The 18,672-nt window shown below is 38.3% G+C and carries 17 protein-coding genes, 1 tRNA gene, 1 other RNA gene and 3 pseudogenes; 7 read left to right on the forward strand and 15 right to left on the reverse strand.

What is annotated here, in order from left to right; genetic code table 11:
- Positions 1-77: 77 nt before the first annotated feature.
- The gene (locus FNL60_RS09670; RefSeq protein WP_002271948.1) at positions 78-2,267 is read right to left on the reverse strand and encodes a PTS transporter subunit IIBC; all 2,190 of its coding nucleotides are present in this window, start codon (positions 2,265-2,267) and stop codon (positions 78-80) included.
- A 259-nt stretch (positions 2,268-2,526) separates the two neighbouring features.
- Between FNL60_RS09670 and FNL60_RS09675 the strand changes: the two genes are divergently transcribed.
- Complete coding sequence (locus FNL60_RS09675; protein ID WP_002312123.1) at positions 2,527-2,721, forward strand: hypothetical protein; 195 nt, start codon at positions 2,527-2,529, stop codon at positions 2,719-2,721.
- A 27-nt stretch (positions 2,722-2,748) separates the two neighbouring features.
- On the opposite strand, the gene FNL60_RS09685 is transcribed toward FNL60_RS09675, so the two are convergent.
- The 5 genes from FNL60_RS09685 to FNL60_RS09705 all read right to left on the reverse strand — a co-directional run bounded on the left by FNL60_RS09685 (position 2,749) and on the right by FNL60_RS09705 (position 5,812).
- Positions 2,749-3,045 carry a LacI family DNA-binding transcriptional regulator gene (locus FNL60_RS09685; RefSeq protein WP_002269405.1) on the reverse strand — a complete coding sequence of 99 codons (297 nt, stop codon included), beginning with the start codon at positions 3,043-3,045 and terminating at the stop codon, positions 2,749-2,751.
- Between the two features lie 61 nt (positions 3,046-3,106).
- On the reverse strand, positions 3,107-3,850 hold the full coding sequence (locus tag FNL60_RS09690) for a 16S rRNA (uracil(1498)-N(3))-methyltransferase (RefSeq protein WP_002279984.1): 744 nt from the start codon (positions 3,848-3,850) through the stop codon (positions 3,107-3,109).
- On the reverse strand, positions 3,851-4,804 hold the full coding sequence (gene prmA / locus FNL60_RS09695; RefSeq protein ID WP_002279983.1) for a 50S ribosomal protein L11 methyltransferase: 954 nt from the start codon (positions 4,802-4,804) through the stop codon (positions 3,851-3,853).
- 228 nt (positions 4,805-5,032) lie between these two features.
- Positions 5,033-5,329, reverse strand: a complete 297-nt coding sequence (locus FNL60_RS09700; RefSeq protein ID WP_002268478.1) for an LlsX family protein — start codon at positions 5,327-5,329, stop codon at positions 5,033-5,035.
- A 12-nt stretch (positions 5,330-5,341) separates the two neighbouring features.
- Positions 5,342-5,812 carry a DUF3013 family protein gene (locus tag FNL60_RS09705; protein ID WP_002262363.1) on the reverse strand — a complete coding sequence of 157 codons (471 nt, stop codon included), beginning with the start codon at positions 5,810-5,812 and terminating at the stop codon, positions 5,342-5,344.
- A gap of 147 nt (positions 5,813-5,959) precedes the next feature.
- On the opposite strand from FNL60_RS09705, the gene FNL60_RS09710 reads away from it, so the two are divergent.
- The 4 genes from FNL60_RS09710 to FNL60_RS09725 all read left to right on the forward strand — a co-directional run bounded on the left by FNL60_RS09710 (position 5,960) and on the right by FNL60_RS09725 (position 8,041).
- Entirely contained in the window at positions 5,960-6,451 is a 492-nt protein-coding gene (locus FNL60_RS09710) for a GNAT family N-acetyltransferase (protein ID WP_002266873.1), read from the forward strand.
- The gene (locus FNL60_RS09715; RefSeq protein WP_002279982.1) at positions 6,441-7,706 is read left to right on the forward strand and encodes a replication-associated recombination protein A; all 1,266 of its coding nucleotides are present in this window, start codon (positions 6,441-6,443) and stop codon (positions 7,704-7,706) included. The genes FNL60_RS09710 and FNL60_RS09715 overlap by 11 nt, the downstream gene beginning before the upstream one ends.
- A gap of 69 nt (positions 7,707-7,775) precedes the next feature.
- A non-coding RNA gene (gene ssrS / locus FNL60_RS09720) (6S RNA) lies at positions 7,776-7,969 on the forward strand.
- A tRNA-Lys gene (locus FNL60_RS09725) sits at positions 7,969-8,041 on the forward strand. Before ssrS ends, FNL60_RS09725 begins: the two co-directional genes overlap by 1 nt.
- Positions 8,042-8,112: 71 nt before the next feature.
- On the opposite strand, the gene FNL60_RS09730 is transcribed toward FNL60_RS09725, so the two are convergent.
- On the reverse strand, positions 8,113-10,029 hold the full coding sequence (locus FNL60_RS09730) for a heavy metal translocating P-type ATPase (RefSeq protein ID WP_002312133.1): 1,917 nt from the start codon (positions 10,027-10,029) through the stop codon (positions 8,113-8,115).
- 98 nt (positions 10,030-10,127) lie between these two features.
- Between FNL60_RS09730 and FNL60_RS10420 the strand changes: the two are divergent.
- Positions 10,128-10,334 (forward strand): annotated as a pseudogene (locus FNL60_RS10420) (MerR family DNA-binding transcriptional regulator); the annotation flags it as partial.
- 724 nt (positions 10,335-11,058) lie between these two features.
- On the opposite strand, the gene FNL60_RS09740 reads toward FNL60_RS10420, so the two are convergent.
- The 6 genes and pseudogenes from FNL60_RS09740 to rpoE all read right to left on the reverse strand — a co-directional run.
- On the reverse strand, positions 11,059-11,739 hold the full coding sequence (locus tag FNL60_RS09740; protein ID WP_002267363.1) for a 4'-phosphopantetheinyl transferase family protein: 681 nt from the start codon (positions 11,737-11,739) through the stop codon (positions 11,059-11,061).
- 8 nt (positions 11,740-11,747) lie between these two features.
- Positions 11,748-13,454 (reverse strand): annotated as a pseudogene (locus tag FNL60_RS09745) (FtsX-like permease family protein).
- 1 nt (position 13,455) lies between these two features.
- Entirely contained in the window at positions 13,456-14,157 is a 702-nt protein-coding gene (locus FNL60_RS09750; protein WP_002280270.1) for an ABC transporter ATP-binding protein, read from the reverse strand.
- A 259-nt stretch (positions 14,158-14,416) separates the two neighbouring features.
- Positions 14,417-14,656, reverse strand: a complete 240-nt coding sequence (locus FNL60_RS09755; protein WP_002280271.1) for a hypothetical protein — start codon at positions 14,654-14,656, stop codon at positions 14,417-14,419.
- 464 nt (positions 14,657-15,120) lie between these two features.
- The gene (locus tag FNL60_RS09760) at positions 15,121-15,993 is read right to left on the reverse strand and encodes a helix-turn-helix domain-containing protein (RefSeq protein WP_002280406.1); all 873 of its coding nucleotides are present in this window, start codon (positions 15,991-15,993) and stop codon (positions 15,121-15,123) included.
- Between the two features lie 95 nt (positions 15,994-16,088).
- Positions 16,089-16,329, reverse strand: a pseudogene (gene rpoE / locus FNL60_RS09765) (DNA-directed RNA polymerase subunit delta); the annotation flags it as partial.
- A gap of 347 nt (positions 16,330-16,676) precedes the next feature.
- On the opposite strand from rpoE, the gene FNL60_RS09770 reads away from it, so the two are divergent.
- A complete protein-coding gene (locus FNL60_RS09770; RefSeq protein WP_002280407.1) occupies positions 16,677-17,069 on the forward strand; it encodes a hypothetical protein in 393 nt (130 codons plus the stop codon).
- 93 nt (positions 17,070-17,162) lie between these two features.
- On the opposite strand, the gene FNL60_RS09775 is transcribed toward FNL60_RS09770, so the two are convergent.
- Both FNL60_RS09775 and FNL60_RS09780 read right to left on the reverse strand, forming a co-directional pair.
- Positions 17,163-17,879 carry a 3-hydroxyacyl-CoA dehydrogenase family protein gene (locus tag FNL60_RS09775; RefSeq protein ID WP_002267847.1) on the reverse strand — a complete coding sequence of 239 codons (717 nt, stop codon included), beginning with the start codon at positions 17,877-17,879 and terminating at the stop codon, positions 17,163-17,165.
- Positions 17,880-17,899: 20 nt separating this feature from the next.
- Positions 17,900-18,667: an ABC transporter ATP-binding protein gene (locus FNL60_RS09780; protein WP_002274550.1), complete on the reverse strand. Its 768-nt coding sequence runs from the start codon at positions 18,665-18,667 to the stop codon at positions 17,900-17,902.
- Between the last annotated feature and the right edge of the window lie 5 nt (positions 18,668-18,672).

The following is an 18,672-nucleotide window of genomic DNA, read 5'->3' on the forward strand; positions in this document are numbered from 1 at the left end:
TCAATCAAGAAAAGGAGCGGAATCTAGAATCTCAAGCAAAGACTTTTTAGATTCTAGCCTACTCCTTTTTAATCTTTTTAAAGTTCTACTTTGGCGACAACTGTTTTAGCAGCTTGTTGACCTGTTTTCTCAAGCGTTACAGACTTAAGTTCTGCTGTATTTGTAAAGGCAACAATAACAGTTGTTTCACGATCTGCAGATTTGATAGCTTCCAAATCAGCAACTAGAAGTAAGTCTCCTAATGCAACACGTTGGCCATCTTTCACCTTAGCAGAGAATGGAGCTCCATTAAGAGCAACAGTATCTAAACCGACATGAACTAAAACTTCAAGTCCATCATCCGTTAAAAGACCAAGAGCATGTTTGGTTGGGAAGACACTAGTTACTAAACCAGCTACTGGAGAGTAGATATTGCCATTTTCTGGCTCAACAGCGAAACCATCACCCATCATTTTTTGTGAGAAGACTGGGTCATGTACTTGTGTAATTGGAAGTACTTGACCATCTGCCACAGTTGCTACTTCTTCTGTAACTCCTTTGAAGCTGACATCTGCTGTCTTATCTTCTTCTGGAGCTGTAATATCTGTCTTAGGAATGTCCACTCCTGAATCTAATAAATCCTGAATATCAGATTTAAGGACATCTGCCTTAGGACCATAAACGGCTTGAACACCATTGCCTTTGACAATTAAGCCCATAGCTCCTGCTTTTTTCCAAGCAGCTTCATCACCCACTTTAGCAACATCGGTCACAGTAATACGCAGGCGGGTCATACAAGCATCAACATCAGAGATATTTTCTTTACCACCTAAAAGATTGATAATTTTTACAATTTGTGAATTAGCATTTGCTGTTCCTGCATTACTATTTGAAGCTGTTTCGTCAGAAGCATCGTCACCTGTATCATAATTGCCATTACGTCCTGAAGTTGCCAAATTAAACTTCTTAATCATAAAGTTGGTAATGAAGTACATAGCAACACCAAAGACAACTGAAACAACGATAAAGTTGACAATATCCATAGCTAAACCGGCTTTGATAGCCATTGGCGTTCTCGTCAGAAACTCAATATTACCAAATGAATGCACACGAAGGTGAATCAAATCGGCTGATGCAAAGGCCAAACCTTGAACAACAGCGTAAACAAGATAGAGCGGTAAAGCTGCAAACATAAACATGTATTCAAGTGGTTCTGTTACCCCTGTTAAGAATACGGCAACAGCTGCTGAAAGGAACATCCCTTTATATTTTTCTTTTTTATCTGGGTCAACATTGCGGTACATCGCCAATGTAAGTCCCATAAGAATACCTGATGAACCAATCATTTGTCCTACCTTGAAACGAGCAGGAGTTACAGATGTTAACAAGTGATGGTATTGAGACATATGACCTGCACCTTTAAGATGGATAAGGTCTTGCACCCAAGCTAACCAAAGTGGATCTTGTCCAAGCACATGTTTTCCTGCTTGAGCACCTGTCAAGACAACATAAGTACCACCGAGTTGGGTATAATTCATTGGAATCGTTAACATATGGTGTAAACCAAATGGCAACAGTAAACGTTCTAAAGTACCATAAAGGAATGGTGCAAGAAACGGTGCGGTATGTTGTGAAGAAGCAATCCACATACCAAAACCATTAATACCAGATTGTACAATTGGCCAAAATACAGAAAGAATTAAAGCAACAATTGTTGAACGAACAATAACGACAAAAGGTACAAAGCGTTTTCCGTTAAAGAACGATAAAACATCTGGAAGTTTACGGAAATTATAATACTTGTTATAAGCTGTTGCGCCAACGAAACCAGAGATAATACCAACGAAAACTCCCATGTTCAAGGCAGGTTGGCCAAGTACATTGATAAAGTAATCAGCAACGTGCATCTTACCGCCAAAGATATTGTGCACATAACTTGTTTTATCCGCAATCATCTCAAGCGATATGCCATAAAAGTTACCAGTAATAAGGTTAATCAAAATAAAGGCAAGGGCTGCAGCGAAAGCTCCACCTGCACGTTCCTTAGCCCAGCTACCCCCGATAGCCACAGCAAATAAAATATGAAGGTTGTTGATAACACCCCAACCAATTTGGGCAATGATATTAGCAACAGTCACTAAAAGGGTTGACTTAGGGTCAATCAAGGCTAATGAATTCCCAATAGAAACCATCAAACCTGCTGCAGGCATAACAGCAATAACAACCATTAAACATTTTCCGAATTTTTGCCAAAATTCGAAGCTAAAAAGTTGTTTATAATTTTTCATTTTTACCTCCCAGCAAACATCTTTTTCATGCAAACGTTTGCATTTTATGGTTCTATTATATCATGATTTTTTATTTTGTAAAGAGCATTTTAAAAAAAATTTAAGAAAATAAACAAAAAAATAGGCAGTTGAAAATTCTAAAATGAATTAGCCATTTGAAGATATTAAAAAACACCTCAGAGAGATATAATGTTATTCATCACAACCACATTAGAAAAACTCTGAGATGCAAAACCGTTATAGCTCAAAAGGAGGACACTTGACAATAACGGAACTTCAATTAATTGAAGGCTGGAAAAAGCAATGGTGCTATTGCCAAACTTTTAAGAAAGCTCTGCAAACGATTCATAACGAAATCAAACGTGGCTTAATCATACAACAAAGACGTAGCGGAAAGTTTGAAAAGATGTACCAAGCTGACAGCCGACTATGCTCAACATCCCTACAACACTAACCGTAAGCAATCTGTAAAGCCTGTGACTTATGATAAAGAAACACAGGAGAAAATCAAATCCTGCATTACCTTAAGCAGAAGTTCTCTCCTGAAATGATTGTGAGAGCTAAATCTCTTGATTTTTACGAACAGGCAGAATAATTCCAACAATATTGGTTTGCTTTTTAACCACATTTGAGCGGAGTAATTAGGAGAATAATTAAGTTCTTTCATTGCCTGACGCACGCGCTCCTTTGTTGTCTGACTAATCATGTCATGTAAAGCACGGGATGTAGTAGAAGGTGAAATTCCTGCTAATTTAGCAACATTTTTTATTGCAGCCATTATAATTTTCATTCTATTTAACTTTACCCTTGAGGATACTATAACAGATAGCAATTCCTACTTATTTTGCTAATTCCAGAACATAACTAATACTGCTTAAAGCAAACAACGGAGCTGTTTCTGTTCGCATGATGCGGGGACCTAGTCCAACTTTAACAGCCCCAGCTTTCTCAAAGGCTGCTATCTCCGCTGGTGAAAGGCCGCCTTCCGGACCGAAAATGAAAAGAATTTGCTGGTCTGCGCTCAGTTGTGCTAGTTCACGCGCCAGAGCTGCGCTTTCACCGATTTTAGCAGATTCTTCATAGGCAACGAAGATTTTATTAAATACGGCCAACTGAGTCAGAAAGTCAGACTTTTTCTCAAAAAATTTGACTTGCGGAATGATATTGCGTTTGGACTGTTCAGCCGCTCCTTGGGCAATCTTAGTCAGCTTATCGGCTTTTTTGAGCAATTTTTTACTATCCCATTTAACGACAGACCAATCAGCTGGAAAGGCCCAGAGAGCATACGCACCCAGCTCAGTCGTCTTTTGGGCAAGAAATTCCAATTTATCTCCTTTGGGGAATCCTGAAGCGATAACGACTTGGACAGGTAATTCCACATTGTCAGATAGCTCATCTACAATTTCAAAAGTGTGTTCTTGGACATTGGTCACACGCGCCAAACGTTTGATCCCATCATCAAAAACCAGCACCACTTCGTCATCCTCAGTCAAGCGCATGACATTAAACATATGCTTGATAGTATCCTTATCGGTAATCGTGACCAGCTTGTCAGCTTTGCCATTTACAAAATACTGCTGCATTTATCCTCCAATCACGCCTGAAATAGCATCGGTTTTCTTGAAGACAAGGGCATTCCATTCGCCTTGAATCATGTGGGTTTCAAGGAAAAAGCCTGCGCTGTGAGCCGCTTCAAGAACCATATCTAATTTTTCTGAAATAATACCGGACATGATGAGATAACCCTCGTCCTTAACAAGACGATAGGCATCATCCGTCAGATTGACCAGTATATCTGCCAAAATGTTAGCTACAATAACGTCCGCTTCAATCGCAACACCCTTGAGTAGATCACCCGCTGTCACATGAATGTTTTCAGTCCCAACATTGAGATCAATATTTTCTTGAGCCACGCACACCGCTACATCATCTAAGTCGTAAGCGAAGATCTCCTTGGCACCCAGAAGTGAGCTAGCAACGGAAAGTACCCCACTTCCAGTACCGACATCAATAACCGTTTCGCCACCTCGCAAGACTTGCTCCAAAGCAAAGAGGCTCATCTTTGTTGTCGGATGGGTACCTGTGCCGAAAGCCATGCCGGGGTCAAGTTTGATGATTTTCTCACCTGCTTGGGCTTCATAATCAGTCCAGCTTGGCACAATAGTCAAGTCATGGGTGATACGAGTAGGTTCGTAGTACTTCTTCCAATTCTCTGCCCAATCTTCTTCAACCAGCTCTTGTGTTGATAACTGAACAGCACCCGTCTGCAAACCAAAATCGGTTAATTCTGCTAAGCGCTCATTGACCTGTGCGGTAATGACTGTCATATCAGCAGATTCAGGATAGTAGGCAGTAATGGTAACCATTTCCACTTGTTCCACCTCTGGAAAAACTTCGCCATACTTACCAACCTTACCAAGGTAGTCCGCACTATCATCAATGGCCACACCCTGACTGCCATATTCGATTAAAATATTGGAGGCCGCTTCTTCTGCCTCACGATTGACTGTGATGGTTAATTCTTGCCATTTGTCCATTTTGTTTTTCCTTTTTTTCTTTTTGATAGTTGCTTTAGACGATGAGGAACACAAAACGATTATCGGTGTAAGCTAAACTATTATCTAAAAAATTCACCATAAATGAGTAATAACTTTGTATGCAAACTTTGAACAATCGCCTTAGACGTGTAATTTTGAATGTGCCTCTAATACTTTGATCTTTTAGTTATCTAACAATCTCTTTTTGCCAACTATGCTACACCATTATCACGAGCATTTTTGTCTTCTTCTCACCAAACGCAGCCAGACTTCTTCGATCATTAAAGCAACGAAAGCAAAGAAGCTACAAAGAGTTCCAATGTTGGAACCAATTGCTGTTCCTGCATAAATCTTATCATTTAGTACAATGTCATACAGTGGCAGACCTAAAAAGGTTACAGTATAGGATTTTACCGAGATCGCATTGGCGTGGTAATAACCAATAAAAATCAAGATACTAACAAAAAGACAGCCAATAATAAACCCTAAAACAAGGGCATAAAAACGTTTCAAATTTTTCTTCATATTGCTCTCCTATCAATACCTCGGATACCCGTAATACTCTGTTTCTTCCAACTCTGCTCTACCATTGTCAAAGGTTTCAGTGTCCCACTCAAGGCTAAAGTCGGTGGCAGTCTCGTCGGTCAGGAAATCCATGAGGTCATCAAGACCTTGGATTGCTACATCATTGAGGGTTTGGGCAAAATAGGCTAAGTACTCACGCGACAGCCCCTTCTTGGGATCATAAGGAACAGTTACCAGATAGTCATCTGCATCAAACTTAGACTTGGCAGGATTGTAAAACAGCACATAGTCCTCAAAAATGATGTCCTCATTGCTCACCTCGCCCTTGTCATCAATGGTTTCCACGCTGTCAGCGTTCTGAACCTCCAGCACAAAGCTCAACTCCACTGCATGATTTTTCTTATTCCAATCTAGAGCATAGTCGTAATGAAAATGCTTATCCATTTCTTCTTTCAACACTGATAAAAAACCATACTTGGACATAATCATCCTACCTAAAATCTTTTTCTTCTATTATAGCATTTTCATCGCAAGGCGACGAGTCATCTTGTCACAATGTACATGCCTGTTAGCAAACTTTTACCAAATTTGTGTTACAATAACCTTAACAGACTTAGAGGAGCAAAGAAAATGAAAATAAGCCCTATGACGCTGAGCGATATTGATCAAGTTGTTGAACTGGAGAATAAGACTTGGTCCGAGCAAAATACACCAGTCCCCCTACCCGTTGCTAGTAAGGATCAAATCATTCAGAAGTTTGAGAGCAACACTCATTTTTTAGTTGCTAAAATAAAAGATAAGATTGTTGGTGTTCTTGATTACAGTTCTCTCTACCCCTTTCCCAGCGGTCAACATATTGTGACATTTGGTATTGCTGTTGCTGAGAAAGAGCGTAGGAAGGGGATTGGGAGAGCTTTAGTCCAAATCTTTTTAAATGAAGTCAAAAGCGATTATCAAAAGGTTTTAATCCATGTCTTAAGCTCCAACCAAGAAGCTGTCCTTTTTTATAAAAAATTAGGTTTTGATTTAGAAGCACGTTTAACAAAACAATTTTTCCTCAAGGGACAATATGTTGACGACCTCATCTACAGCTATGATTTGGAGGCTGCCTATGCCAAATAACCTCGCACTTCGTATGCGCCCTCGAGATATCTCTGAAGTTATCGGACAAAAGCATCTAGTCGGTCAAGGCAAGATTATTTCGCGAATGGTCACTGCTAACCGTCTGTCTTCCATGATTCTTTATGGCCCTCCCGGAATTGGAAAAACCTCAATCGCTTCTGCCATCGCTGGTACAACCAAATTTGCCTTTCGTACCTTCAATGCAACAACCGACACTAAAAAACGCCTGCAGGAAATTGCTGAAGAAGCTAAATTTTCAGGTGGTTTGGTCTTGCTCCTAGATGAAATTCATCGTCTAGATAAAACTAAGCAAGATTTTCTTCTCCCCTTGTTGGAAAACGGACAAATTATCATGATTGGCGCAACCACTGAAAATCCCTTTTTCTCTGTCACCCCTGCCATTCGCTCGCGTGTTCAGATTTTTGAGTTAGAGCCATTATCAAATGAGGATATCAAAAAAGCTATGCAAGCAGCTCTGACAGATACAGAGCGCGGCTTTGATTTTGAAGTCAAATTAGATGATGATGCTCTTGACTTCATTGCGCAAGCCACCAATGGCGACTTGCGCTCTGCCTATAATTCTCTTGATTTAGCCATCATGTCCACCCAGCCAGATGACAATGGTAGTCGCCACATCACCTTAGACACTGTTGAAAACAGCCTACAGCGCAGCTACATTACCATGGACAAGGATGGTGATGGCCACTATGATGTCTTGTCCGCCTTACAAAAATCTATTCGCGGTTCAGATGTCAATGCCAGCCTTCACTATGCTGCCAGATTAATCGAAGCTGGTGATCTGCCAAGTCTAGCTAGACGTTTAACCATTATTGCTTACGAAGATATCGGCTTAGCCAATCCTGATGCACAGATTCATACAGTGACAGCGCTGGAAGCAGCCCAAAAAATTGGTTTTCCTGAAGCCCGCATTTTAATTGCCAATGTTGTTATTGATTTAGCACTCTCACCTAAGTCTAATTCCGCTTATGTTGCTATGGACAAGGCCATTGCAGATCTTCATAAAAGCGGCACGATCCCTATTCCTCGCCACTTACGTGATGGTCATTACACTGGCAGTAAAGAATTGGGCAATGCCCAAGATTATCTCTACCCGCATGCCTATCCGGAAAAATGGGTTAAGCAGCAATATTTACCAGACAAACTCAAAGGAGCTCACTATTTTACTGCCAATGAAACAGGTAAATACGAACGGGCACTGGGGGCTAACAAAGACAAGATTGATAAACTTTCATAATGATGCCCTTTATAAAAAATGGATTTTTAACTTGAATTTTTTTAACATTATGGTATCATATTTAAAGAAGAATTGCTGTGGCATACGAATTCACATCTAAGTGTTGACCGACTATTTTTTTGTATTATCGGGAAACAAAAGTCTTCTGACAGTATGCAGGCCGTTTCACGCGGAAGCAACTAAAGTCAGAGCGAGTTGCCCACCTGCTTAAGCGTGCGGGTTCAATACAAAACGTGAATCATCGGTGCCAATACAGCATTTTCCTTCCTTAGCTCAGTTGGTAGAGCAGTGGACTCTTAATCCATGGGTCGTAGGTTCGAGCCCTACAGGGAGGATAGCTATAAAAAAAAGAAAAAGCCCCTCAGTGTGGGCTTTTTCTTTTTAAAATGCGTTCCTACCAACAATTTTAATGGTAATCTAGTAAAAGTCTGAGGCTGTTAAACAAAACAATTAGGGTAGAACCTTCATGTAGGGTCACACTGGTAACCATTGAAAGATGTCCAAAGAAAGTAAGATTGATGAGAAGGACAATCACAAATAGAGCAAAGCTGATATTTTGTCGGGTAATAATTTGTAAACGTTTGGATAGTTTATGAGCTTTGACTAACTTGGTTAAATCATTTTTCATCAGGACGATATCAGCTGTCTCTATAGCAATATCGGTGCCATCTCCCATAGCAATTCCTAGATCCGTTGTAGCTAGGGCAGGAGCATCATTAACACCGTCTCCCAACATGGCGGTCAGTCCATATTGACTTTGATATTTCGCAATGATTTTTGCTTTTTGTTCTGGCAAAACATTAGTGACGACCTCATCAATTCCTAATTCACGCCCAACAGCCTGTCCCGCTGCCTTGGCATCACCAGTAAGCATCAGCGTTTTGACACCAGCAGCTTTAAAATAATTAATAGCTTTCACAGCATTAGCTTGTGGTCTGTCTTGAATGGAAATGAATCCAACAACTGTTTCATTGAGAGCAACAAAAACAACAGTCCTCCCATTAGCTTCCTCTTTTTCTTTTTTTTCTAACCAGTGCTTATCAACTTGATGAAATAATTGAGGCTTTCCAATCTTGAACGATAAACCATCATAGGTTGCCAGAAGTCCCTGCCCTAAGTAGTGCTCAACACTGATATTCAATCTTTTCTGTGAGGGCTCAGGATTGAAATAATTTACAATAGCAGTTGCCAATGGATGATTGGATTGACTTTCCATAGCTACTAAGACTGCTTCGAATTTTTCTTTGGAAATATCAGAAAGAAGAAATTGACTAGTGACCACTTTTGGTTTCCCTTCTGTCAAAGTCCCTGTTTTATCAAAGGCAATCATTTTGATAGCCGTTAAATCAGAAAGGAAACAGCCACCTTTAAATAAGACACCTTGCCGTGCTAAATTTGAAATGCCAGCTAATGTTGCTGGGATGACTGATACTGCCAAGGCACAAGGAGAAGCTGATACTAAAAAAGTCAAACTAATCGAAATTGTTTTTGTCCAAGCCCAATTCCAAAATAAAGGTCCTGAAATAAGTAAACCAATAAAAGCGAGGAGAACAATGCTAACATAAATGGGTTCAAAGCGATTAAGACGCTTAGCAGCAGGTGAAAAATGACCCTGAGAAGCTTCAACTAACTGTAAAATTTTGGCAAATACAGTCTGTGAACTGTCTTTGCTGACTTCTACAATAATCGTTCCAGATCCATTAATCGTTGAGGCATAAACTTCATCACCAACTGTTTTTTCGTATGGAATGGATTCTCCAGTAATCGTTGATTCGTCAATGCTAGTGTATCCTTCTAGAATTTTTCCATCCGCTGGCACCTGTCCGCCATTTAAAACCTGAACACAGTCCCCAATCTTAAGCTGATCAACAGAAATCATTTCAATTTCATTGGTATTTGTCAAACGTCTGGCTTCTGTTGGATTAAGCTCTAATAGTTTTGTGATTTCACGTTGACTACAACCTTCAACATACTTTTCTAAAAAGTGTGCACCAGCAAAGATGAAGATAAGAAGAGCTGCTTCTGTTGTTTCTCCCAATAAAACAGCACCTAAAGCTGCCAACGCCATCAATATATGCGTGTTAGGAACAAAACAGTTGGCTTTTTTGGATTGCTCAACAGTGTCTTCAACACCCTCCCAGATAACATGATAACCAGCAGTCAGCAAGGCCAAGATAGTTAGACTATTTTTGACCTCAGGAGTAAAATTGGGCAAAAGTCCCGCAATAAATAATATTAACCCTAAAAAGAAAAAGGTTACTGGCATATTGAAAGCCAAGTCATTTTTTTGAAGCCTTTTCTTTTGTTTATCACCTTTAGACATGATTGGCTCCTTTCCAATACAGAAATCATTGCATTTTTTAGCAAACCTTGTTATAGTTTAACTATAAACTATACCTTAAAGGGAAGGTCAAGCTATTTGTGAAAAAAACGCAACAGTTATTAACAATTGGACAATTGGCTAAGTTTTCAGGTCTTCATGTCAAAGCATTACGTTATTATGAAAAAATCGGAATTTTAAACCCGACTGCTATAGATAAACAAAATGGTTATCGCTATTATTCTTATGTTCACATTCCTTATGTGAACATGATTAAAATTTGTGCTAATTATGGTCTATATTTAAAATTAATTAGTGCCACGAGCACTAGAGTATATATGAATATTCCTGAGACAATCAACTTAACAGCTGGTAAAATTGCTTATAACCTAGTAATAAATGGAACAGAGAAAAATTAGGGAAATGCTCAGTGAAACTGTTCAAACTCAATCAAAAAAAGACATCCAAGAGATAACTCTTGAATATCTTGAAACATTGTTCTAATTATATTGATTAATATTTTAAGCTTTACGCGCTTTCTTAAAATCTGGTTTACGACTAGGCACTTGAATAGATTTGAATGTGTGTAGTTCCAAATGTCTACGCTTTTTTATTTTGCTTAAATTCAGAAAGTCAGAATTTCTTTGAATAAAACAGGGAACTTTTTTATGAGTAGAATTATGTTGCTATTAATTAGTAAGAGAAACTCATCATAGGAGGTAAAATATAATTCCTATAAACCAACTGTACCAGAATCTAAAAGAAACTATTTATCATTTAGAAAACCATATTATCACAAATATATTTAACAAGGAAAACAATCTCTCTGTAAGGCTACTTGGTTATAATCTATTTTATCTATGCAAATCACAATATACAGATAACTTTGCCACAAATTCAGAAATTAACAACCTATCACCAAGTACGTAACGGAGCAGGTCAGCCAATTTTATTATGAACGGATTGAGCCTTCAAAGATTACTTGATAAAAGCAGTTGATTATTTTGCAAATTTGAATACGTTTTTGATAATTTAATAAGAAATATCTAAAACTGATGTAATGAAAGTATCTAGTTCAGCTTGACAAACTTTTCTGCTATAATAAGCACCTTTAGTATATCCGCATTCTGAACAGACATAGTCGTTATCCAGAACAAAGTAATCAAAACTAGTTTGGAATGGTTTTTGAACTTCTGTGATGATTTTCCTTTTTATATCTATTGAAAAAGAGTTCAGACTTTTGCTAAGACCTATACCTAGATATTTTACATAAGCCTCTTTTATAGTCCATAAGATAGCTTTTCTTTTATAGCTATTTTGACTCCAGTATTTTTCAGATTCAGAAAAAACTCGTTCGCCAATCAAATCCCAATCTTCTCTTCTATTTTCAACATCTATTCCAATTGGTGACTTTCCGATAGCTACCACTACCCATTCCCCTGAATGAGAAATATTGTAATGAATCTGACTATAGTCTTTTATGTATGGTTTTCCATAAGCATGTCTCCTAATCTGGATCTCTTTATTGGTCAGAGCATATTCCTGTATAATTGCGTACCTAGACAAGAGATGCCCCAGAAGCGACCGCTGACGATCTTGCCAAAATTGATAACGTAAAATCTGTTTTCGGTCCTCTTCCTCAATCAGTTCCAGAAGGGAGAAAAACATTCTGTCTTCTAAAGGCTTCTGACTCCTTATCTTAAAAATCTTCATACAGCTTCTCACCATTCTGATAAGAATTCTGCCTGTCGATTATCATCCCTGATTTTTTTAACCTTTCGAATAAATAAAAATCTGATGACTAAAATGAGGACATTTAAGATGGCAAACATATAAACAAAGGTAATCCAGTTGAGCTGGAATGGCATATAGTCCCCTGTCTGAAGAGAAGTCATAATCTGTATATTTCTTGCAGCATAGATAGCCACAGGCAGAGTGAGGAAGAAAAGCAGATTGCTTATCACAATGTAGGGGTTAAGCAGGATACGGTAGACCTCTCTCTCCTCATATCCTAGCAAATCGAACATTAATAGGGTCTGAATATTCCCATTCAAGCCGATAAACACGGCTAGATAAATCAATAGGCAACCCGTTATGACACCGATACTTTGGTTAATAATGGCACTTGCTCTGTTAGAAGTCTGACTTCTTTGGACATCGGATAATTTTTCCTCTAGGGAGCGAACTTTTCCTTCACCTTTTTCTTGAGACTGATTGGTCAATCTGCCATTAAAACGATCATCAGCTTCATTTACCATAGCTGATGCCTGGTCTCTTGGAATATATATTGTCTTTAAATCGGCATTCTCCGCAAATCCAGCTATCTTTATCTGATGTCGCTTTCCCTTTACTCTTAGCTCTAGAGTATCCCCAACTTTAAGTCCATAATTCTCCCGCAACTCAGGGTTTACATAGACCCCCTGAGTGGGATCTAGCATTTCTCCCTTACTGTCAATCAGCTGAAATAAGTCATTTTGACTGGTAAATGAAAGGGCTTGATAAGCTATAGCTTCGCCTTTAATCATTAGGTCAACATCATATTTAAGATAAGTTACAGAATCTGAAGCAAGGTTAACCTCTTCCTTTTGGTAGTTATCATAGCTGATATCATAAGAATAGTGCCGGCCGTTCTTCTGGGATTCAAGGATTTTAGAAGAGCTAAAGGTTAGAGACAGACTTAAGACAAACATGATACTAAACGTAACGATAGCAATCAACAAGAGACCTAAGGTGCTGAAATGATTTAAAGTCAGCTTAAATTTAAACTTATGCTTCATCGGTAGCTTTTGAATGATCTTCTCTATCAAACCAGGACGGATGGCTTTACCGTCTGTCTGTTTCATCATTAGAGCAACATCTGTCTTTCTCACTGTCAGTCCTGCCAGATAGACAATAGCTCCTAGGAAAAGGCTTAGGAAGAGGGTTCCTGTCATAATTGACTGCAGAGAAAGCCCTTTACTCAATCCTTGAACTAGGTAGGTCTAGCTATTAGCAGAAAGAAGGATGTCAGACCCCCAGAAACCCAAGACTAATCCAAGCAATGAACTGACCAAGGACAATCCGCTGATTAATAGACCATAGATTGCCAGCACACTGGAGAAAGAAAAGCCAAGGGACATCAGCTGGGCTAGCTGCACTCGATTTCTTTGAAGCGTCCCTCTGATGAATAAGAATAAAATTAGGGAGAAGATGGCTACCATGGCGACAGTAATGTTTCTGATTAAGAGTTGATTACTTTTCAAAGCTGTGAAATAATTAGCCTCATTGCCTGATAATTGCTCTCCACCTAAGCGAAGTAAATTGGCATCACTCGCGAAATGAACGAAGAAGTACATAAAGGAAGTGAAGATTATAATCAGAGATAGAATAGACACCATAGTCCTCTTGGCCAAAAAGTCTCTGAATAGATATTTAAATAGCAACCCCATATTAAATCTCCCAACTCATTTGATCCGGCGACAGCTTCTCCCTATTCATGTCGTCCCTAACAATACGGCCATCTTCTAAGAGCAGTATTCGGTCAGCTGTTCTCGCAATTTCTCGATTATGTGTCGTAAAAAGGATACTGGTTCCGTAGGTTTGCTTGATAGCATGCAATAAAACAATAATGTTCTTACTGTTTTCGCTGTCCAGAGCGCCCGTCGCCTCATCACAAAATAAGACAGCCGGTTTCTTGATAACGGCTCTGGCAATGCAGACCCTCTGTTGCTCACCGCCCGACAGCTGATGAGGATATTTGTTCAAAAGTTTCTCAATTCCCAGTAGAGAGACCAATTCTTCTAGGTCTGCTGCCTCAAGGGCATACTTGCTACCCATCTGAATGTTCTCCTCCACTGTTAGATTAGGAATTAACATATAGTGCTGAAAGACCAAACCAATGTCTTCTCTCCTAAACTTAGCCACTGCCGATTTGCTCAGCTGACCTATCTCCTTTCCTTTGTATAAGACCTGTCCAGAACTTGGTTTCAGTAGAGACGATAAGATATTAAGCATAGTTGACTTTCCTGAGCCGCTGTGACCCAAGATTGCTACAAACTGCTGATGATCAATTTTTAGGTCCGTATTCTGCAGGACATACCTGTCCTCATATTTTTTACTGATTGATTTAGCTTCTAATAGCGCTTCTGTCATGGCACACTCCTTTTATTTTATTTAGCGACACATCCCTGTAAACATGTCTGTATCAATAGTAGCATAATCTAAACTAAATGATAAAAGCATTATATTTCTCTTTAAACATTTTTGTGTAATATTAATTAACGATTTTGTTAGCTGTATCCACAGACTTTTTAAGTTCTAGCGCGGGCAACTTCAGCCCAAGACAGCTATCCCTTGCATAAAATGACTGCTTCCAGCCAGCGAGATGATGTATTCTCTTCTTCGCCAGCAATTACTCTGGACTTTCAAAATCCCGCTTGCTTTTTTTCAACATATTTAAACCCAACAAGCCAAACCACAGAAAAGCCAAAGTCCCTTTTGCTATATTTAAAGCAGGGGCAAACGTGGAACTAAAATCCACAATCGTTGACATTGAGGAAAGGTTCGTGGCGACGACAACTCCGCTACGTTCAGGAACTAGATCTTCTACCTTGGCATTTTCTTTTGCCATTTTAGCTGCAACTAAAGCCATTGGGGTGGCTTCTGTTAAATAGCGCAACCCTGATGTCATTCCCCAATTAATTACATCATCTTGTTTTTAGTTATTATTGCTTATTTTACATCACATTTTTACTATTTTCGTTTTTTTCCAAATCTGCAGCTTATTTTATTTTAAATTGCAAATTTACAATTCTGCTTATCGCTAATATTTTGATGCTATAATGAGTACATCAAACTTATAGATAGAAAAGGGATTGATTATATGTTTATTTCATTCTTAAAAATCGTCTTTTTGTCACCATTTTAAAAAGATCTTCTTATTTCACTTAGATGAATACAAGAAAAACCTTTCCTGCTCTACCTCAGACAGTCTGGAAGACGATAATTAATTTTAGTCGGCTGTATGTGGCTATAAGAACCGATATTTTGAACAGAATAAAAACACCCTAACGAGTTTATCGATAAACTCGTTAGGGTGTTTTTATTGGTTTAATCCTAAGCAGACAGCAATTGTTTCTGTTTGGCTTTTAAAGTCTCTACCAATGCTGGGTTGCCTATTAGCTCCAAGGCCGAAAGAAAATCTTCCAATTCTTGGTCCGCCTGCTTCTCTCCCTTTGTACATTTGATAACCAATTTAAAGAAATTCAATATGGCGATAAAATACATGTCTTGGTGAGTTAGCAATTTCTCTAAAATTTCCATAAAATAACTGACATAATAGGTCTGTTTCCGTTCCAATAGAACAGATATGATATTCAACAAGGCCAGCTTAGCCGCATTATCATGACTAGGAATGGAGCGATAAAACTTGTCTCGCTCTACAAAGGCCTTCCCTAAGAAAAGAAGATCTTCTGTCGATAAAAGCGTTAGCGTATTACCAAAAAGATAGAGTTCATACTCCGTCCATTCTTCAATATCATAAAGATATTTGGTCAACAAATTGATTTCTTCTTGATCAATAGTATAAGAACTCTCCAAAGAATGGATACAATCCTTAATGACCAAGAGGTTCAGACGGTTATATATTTCACGGCTTTCATAATTCTTATATTCCTCAAGCAAACCTTTCAGACCTTCTACATCCTGCTTTCCATATAATTCCATAATCTTTTTACCTGCAGCAAAATAAGGCGTTTCCTTGTAATTATTAAGAGCATGACCAAATTCTGCAAAACTCATATGGATACCAGAAATAGCCAACAGCATACGATCAGCTGACAGCATAGTCTGCCCATTTTCAAACCTAGACAGCTGAGATAGAGATAGATTATCCCTAACAACATCTTTGAGTTTCAGACCTCTGGCTATTCTCAGTTCTCGATAAAGCTCCCCTAGCTCCATGGATTTTTGCGTATTTAGATTTTTCAAGACAATTAGCTCTCCTTTTTCTAATAATGGCTTCCTTGTGGCTCAGTTTTTGAGAAAAGAGCAAAACCTCCAGCTTCGCTCCTTAATCTAGCTTATTCTTTTTCCTCTTCGCTCTCAACGTCGTCGATTTCTTCGTCAATAGTATACCAAGAACACAGCCCCCATTTATTGTCTTCCAGCGGAATGAAACTGCCGTCTATATTAAAAGAGAGACAGAGCTTCCTGAATGTCACTGTTTGACTTTTCAAGATAGTTCTGGATTTCATTTACAAGATTGCTAAAATACATTTCATGTTGCGACCCCGTTACTCAAGAATAGCGCGCCACTTCAATCATGGAAAGTTCACTTTTTTCTTATCCGACAAATACTTCTAATTCCAAGGCTTTTCTCTTTTTTATCTTCCTCTGTCATTTTATGATAGTTTTCTCAAATAGTCAAAGAGTTGCCATTTATATTTTTATTTAAATTTCCTAAAAATCCTAAAAAAAAACAAAGCGAATCAAATCAACAAGTGCATGGACAATCATGGCACTAAGCAGGCTCCATTTCCGAAACAGGATAGTAAAAGCAAACCAAAGAGGAGGCTAAGGACAAGCACACTGGCTAAATCATACTAAGAAAATCGAAGTTTAACACAGTCAAAGTTTGATTTTCAAAGGGTATCAATGTTTCCTAAGATGAAATGAAGCAGGGTATGAGGCAAGGTCAGAATACTGTATACCAAGAGATTCTTCACTTTGAAAAAGTTTCCTTTTTAGTAATACGGATAAGGACAGACATAAAAAACAGTCTAAAGGCCACTTCTTCAAAAACACCTGCCCGCACAACATTGAGAAAGACTGAAAAACTGAAAGAGGGTCGACAGGCTAATGGGGACTCTTGCCAAAATGAGGTTGAAAATCCCCAGCACCAGATCCAGCAAGAAACTGAAACAAGAGCAAAAGCTATTTTCCCCACCTCTCTGCCCAAAAGAGTTTTCGGAAATGTTCCTTTTCTTGGATCAGAAGATAGGATTTTTAAAGAAAAGACTGGTCAAAAACCAAAAGAAGACAAGAAAAATAAGAACCAGATTTAACTGAAGATAGGCTTTACTGCTGCATTTCATGACAGTAACTCCTTTCGGAGGAAACAAAGACTAGACTTGTTCGGAAACTAATTTTCTTCAAAATTAATTCGGTCCGTAAATCAAATCGTTTTCTGCGGTTTCTAACGGTCCCATTTTATGACCGAATGCTTTTTTAAAAATGTTATCAATCTGTTTAGGCTCGGCTACACCTTCATATACTAGAAAAGCCGCTTCATTCATAAATAAATGTGACAATCGGTTAGATACAAAACCTGCACTGTCATGAATGGCTTCAAACTCAATTCCAACATGAGTTAATAATTCAAAAACTTTCTCTTGTGTATCCTTTGATGTTTGGCAGCCCAAAATAACTTCCGCAAAGTTTTTTACTGGAACTGGATTCATAAAGTGAACGCCAATTACCTTATCTGATCTTTTGGTATAAGAACCTAACCTTGTAATCGGTATACATGAAGTATTTGCTAAGTAAATACAATTTCCAGCAACCACTTCGTCTACTTGTTTATAAACCGATTTTTTGGCTTCTTCTTGTTCAACAATATTTTCAACTATAAAATCAACCATTTTGAAATCTGAATAGTCTCTTGCCACTTTAATATTTGCTATAATATCATCTTCATTCAAGGTTTTATCAAACATTTTTTTCATTTTTATACTTCTTGTAATGTCGGAAATCACCTTGCTTGCTACTTTATCATCATTATCAAGGATAATGACTTGATAACCATAGTTAGCAAAACGCTCCGCAACGCCTTTTCCCATTACACCTGCACCTATAATTCCTATTTTCGGCTTCATTCTTATCGCCTCCTGTCTATTTAAATCTCTATCTCAGACATAATGTCATTAATCTTATTTTTTCTATTAATAATGGACATCTGTGATTTATCCCACGGTCCGAGAAACTCTTTTTGGTAGATGACTCCATCTAGTAAAAACCAGACTTGATTAGCCTTTGCAGCTACTAAGGGGTCATGCGTAACAAGCATGATAGTACTTCCTTTATGATTAATGTCAACAAATAAATCCATGATTTCTTCTGAAGACTTAGAGTTTAGTGACCCCGTGGGTTCATCCGCAAAAACTAGTTTAGGATCATTCATAAAACTACGGCATATACTAACTCTTTGTGCTTGCCCGCCAGATAAAGACATCGTATTCCTATCTGCTAACTCAATAATTCCAGTTAGTTTCATCAATTCATTTGCTTTATCAGCAATAGTCGCATCTACCTGCTTATTGAGTACAGAAGCTGCTAATATGATGTTTTCTCTTACTGTTAAAGAATTGATTAAATGCGGTTGTTGGAAAACGTAGCCAAATTTACGCAATCTTATATTTGCCAGTTCTACCTGACTTAATTCACCGATATTTTTTTCTTCAAGAATGACATCACCGCTTGAAGGCTGATCCATACCGCTAATATTATAGAGTAATGTTGACTTTCCTGAACCAGAAGGTCCCATAATTGCTATAAAATCTGCTTCTTCAACATCAAAACTGATATCATTAAGAACATTTGTTATCTTTTGCTTGCCATCATCAAACTGTTTCCTTAATTTTTTAACACTTAATATTGTTCTCATTATTA

Origin of the sequence: Streptococcus mutans (assembly GCF_006739205.1) — a bacterium.
Classification (GTDB): Bacteria; Bacillota; Bacilli; order Lactobacillales; family Streptococcaceae; genus Streptococcus; species Streptococcus mutans.

Bases quoted from the DNA above. Each gene is read 5' to 3' on its own strand.
- FNL60_RS09690 (WP_002279984.1), bottom strand. From the start codon at position 3,850: ATGCAGCAGTATTTTGTAAATGGCAAAGCTGACAAGCTGGTCACGATT.
- FNL60_RS09685 (WP_002269405.1), bottom strand. From the start codon at position 3,045: ATGGCTGCAATAAAAAATGTTGCTAAATTAGCAGGAATTTCACCTTCT.
- FNL60_RS09700 (WP_002268478.1), bottom strand. From the start codon at position 5,329: ATGAAGAAAAATTTGAAACGTTTTTATGCCCTTGTTTTAGGGTTTATT.
- FNL60_RS09780 (WP_002274550.1), bottom strand. From the start codon at position 18,667: ATGAGAACAATATTAAGTGTTAAAAAATTAAGGAAACAGTTTGATGAT.
- FNL60_RS09740 (WP_002267363.1), bottom strand. From the start codon at position 11,739: ATGAAGATTTTTAAGATAAGGAGTCAGAAGCCTTTAGAAGACAGAATG.
- FNL60_RS09770 (WP_002280407.1), top strand. From the start codon at position 16,677: ATGAAGCAGGGTATGAGGCAAGGTCAGAATACTGTATACCAAGAGATT.
- FNL60_RS09715 (WP_002279982.1), top strand. From the start codon at position 6,441: ATGCCAAATAACCTCGCACTTCGTATGCGCCCTCGAGATATCTCTGAA.
- FNL60_RS09755 (WP_002280271.1), bottom strand. From the start codon at position 14,656: ATGGCTTTAGTTGCAGCTAAAATGGCAAAAGAAAATGCCAAGGTAGAA.
- prmA (WP_002279983.1), bottom strand. From the start codon at position 4,804: ATGGACAAATGGCAAGAATTAACCATCACAGTCAATCGTGAGGCAGAA.
- FNL60_RS09730 (WP_002312133.1), bottom strand. From the start codon at position 10,029: ATGTCTAAAGGTGATAAACAAAAGAAAAGGCTTCAAAAAAATGACTTG.
- FNL60_RS09750 (WP_002280270.1), bottom strand. From the start codon at position 14,157: ATGACAGAAGCGCTATTAGAAGCTAAATCAATCAGTAAAAAATATGAG.
- FNL60_RS09710 (WP_002266873.1), top strand. From the start codon at position 5,960: ATGAAAATAAGCCCTATGACGCTGAGCGATATTGATCAAGTTGTTGAA.
- FNL60_RS09670 (WP_002271948.1), bottom strand. From the start codon at position 2,267: ATGAAAAATTATAAACAACTTTTTAGCTTCGAATTTTGGCAAAAATTC.
- FNL60_RS09705 (WP_002262363.1), bottom strand. From the start codon at position 5,812: ATGTCCAAGTATGGTTTTTTATCAGTGTTGAAAGAAGAAATGGATAAG.
- FNL60_RS09775 (WP_002267847.1), bottom strand. From the start codon at position 17,879: ATGAAGCCGAAAATAGGAATTATAGGTGCAGGTGTAATGGGAAAAGGC.